The following is a 1,728-nucleotide window of genomic DNA, read 5'->3' as shown; positions in this document are numbered from 1 at the left end:
CCCCAATCGACACGTCAGCCCAGCTCACAGCCCCGCACATCGACAACGCAAAGACCCTGCCACCACCGGCACCTGGGCCACCGGCATGGACAAAGGCTTCGTGGGTGGTACCCAAGACCCCACGGGCCTTATCCACCTAAACGCCCGCGAATACGACCCCTTCATCGGACGGTTCATCAGCGTCGACCCGGTTATAGACCTCACCGACCCGCAACAGTGGAACGCCTATGCCTACGGTAACAACAATCCGGTGTCATTCAGCGATCCCAGCGGGTTGACTCCTATCGCTCTTTTCGCAATTCCCGTTGCGCAGACACTTGGACTTCTAGCGGTCGGATCCATTGCGATCGTTGCGATCGGTGCCTGTATCGAGAACTGCAGTACTGCAGTAGAGGCGACCTCAAGCTGGGTCAAGGACCAATGGGCGAGCCTCACCGGTGCGGCCGGGGCTACCACAACGATCTCCGGCACGATCCGCGCCGTGCACAGCGAGAGTTCAGCCGGCGGGGCGAGGGTGGTCGACTCCGATGGCAATGAAATCGAATCTCCCGATGAGATTGCCCAGAAAATTAAGCAGTTCACGGAGCAGGCCCTCGCGGAGTGGGAAAACGGCGAACTGGGTCTCGATGAGACGCAGAATGAAGCCATTCGAACTGCACGAAACCCAGCTGCTCTCGGCAACGCACTTAAAGGAAGCATCCTGGACGATCGGGTCAAAGAACTAGTCGAGAGCGATCCGGAACTTTCGAGCAAGCTGTTCCCTGCCGGCAAGGGGGTGTATGGCCCCGACTGGGTGAAGGTTGAGACTGGCGGAACCAAAGGCTGGTACGACCTCACCACCCGAGGTGACTGGCGGAAACATGTGAACAAATACACCGCCAAACTCGGCAAGGGTGTAGGTATCATCTGGAATTCGAGTAGGTCGCATACGTCCGGTCGCGCTAGCCAACGGGGTGGGCATCTAGAGTTCTAGTAGAATTGGGCAGGGAGCCATGGCTCCCTGCCCAATTCAACCTGCTTTATCGCCGACGCGAAGTTGGCTTTGAACAGCGAAGAAACGGAGATCCGCATGTCGGCGATCGCATCGTTCCACAAGCTTTCTCAAGCCGATCTTCCCGAGCTTGTCGCTGCTGCCGATCCCGCCTCCGGTGGCAGGTTCAATGATGTCATCGAATCCAGCACCCACGATCTAGGCCACTTTGACTGGTCCGGCTATTTAATGGTCTACTTGCTGGAGTACCTACACAGGACCGGAGTGCTGAGGGATCCAGAGTTCGGTGAAGCGGAACGTCTGCTAACAGACGCCGCGGGCGTTGGTGCGTACTTGTTGACGCTGTCGTCGTTCGCCGATATGGAGCGTTTGGATCCGGCTCAATTGCCCGAAGCCGATATACGCAGCTTCTTCAATACGTTGGGCGTCGGATTCTCCGAAGCAGGTCGAGCTGCAAGAGACGGCGTGCGAGCCTTGGCCCAGCACCTGCGGGGCCTTGATGACGACCAAATCCTGCTCGTGCTTGTAGTTTAGAGAGCGTCTGCGAGGGATTTCTCGGCACCGGAAGGGCCCTGGTTGCCGGCCGGGGCCCGTCCAGTTCAGGTAGGATGGCTATCGGCCGAGTGGGATGGCGCCGACGAGGCGCAGCCCGTGTTGTGTATCGGTTCGTGTCGATCCTCGGACACAAAAACGCGGCGTTTGCGCCCAATCTTACGTCTTGGTGGTCAAGCATGCTT

General features: G+C 58.6%; 2 protein-coding genes. Both read left to right on the top strand.

The genetic code is table 11. The features are described from left to right. The coding region (locus ACFHWY_RS28375) for an RHS repeat-associated core domain-containing protein (protein ID WP_416583308.1) at nt 1-973 on the top strand (973 nt) is incomplete at its 5' end. Between the two features lie 96 nt (nt 974-1,069). After that, nucleotides 1,070-1,525 (top strand): hypothetical protein, encoded by a 456-nt coding sequence (locus tag ACFHWY_RS28370; protein ID WP_416583307.1) that lies wholly within the window; start codon nt 1,070-1,072, stop codon nt 1,523-1,525. Nucleotides 1,526-1,728 lie beyond the last annotated feature (203 nt).

Origin of the sequence: Micromonospora sp. LOL_024 (assembly GCF_048060415.1) — a bacterium.
Classification (GTDB): Bacteria; Actinomycetota; Actinomycetes; order Mycobacteriales; family Micromonosporaceae; genus Micromonospora.
This window is presented reverse-complemented; position numbering and strand designations above follow the sequence as displayed.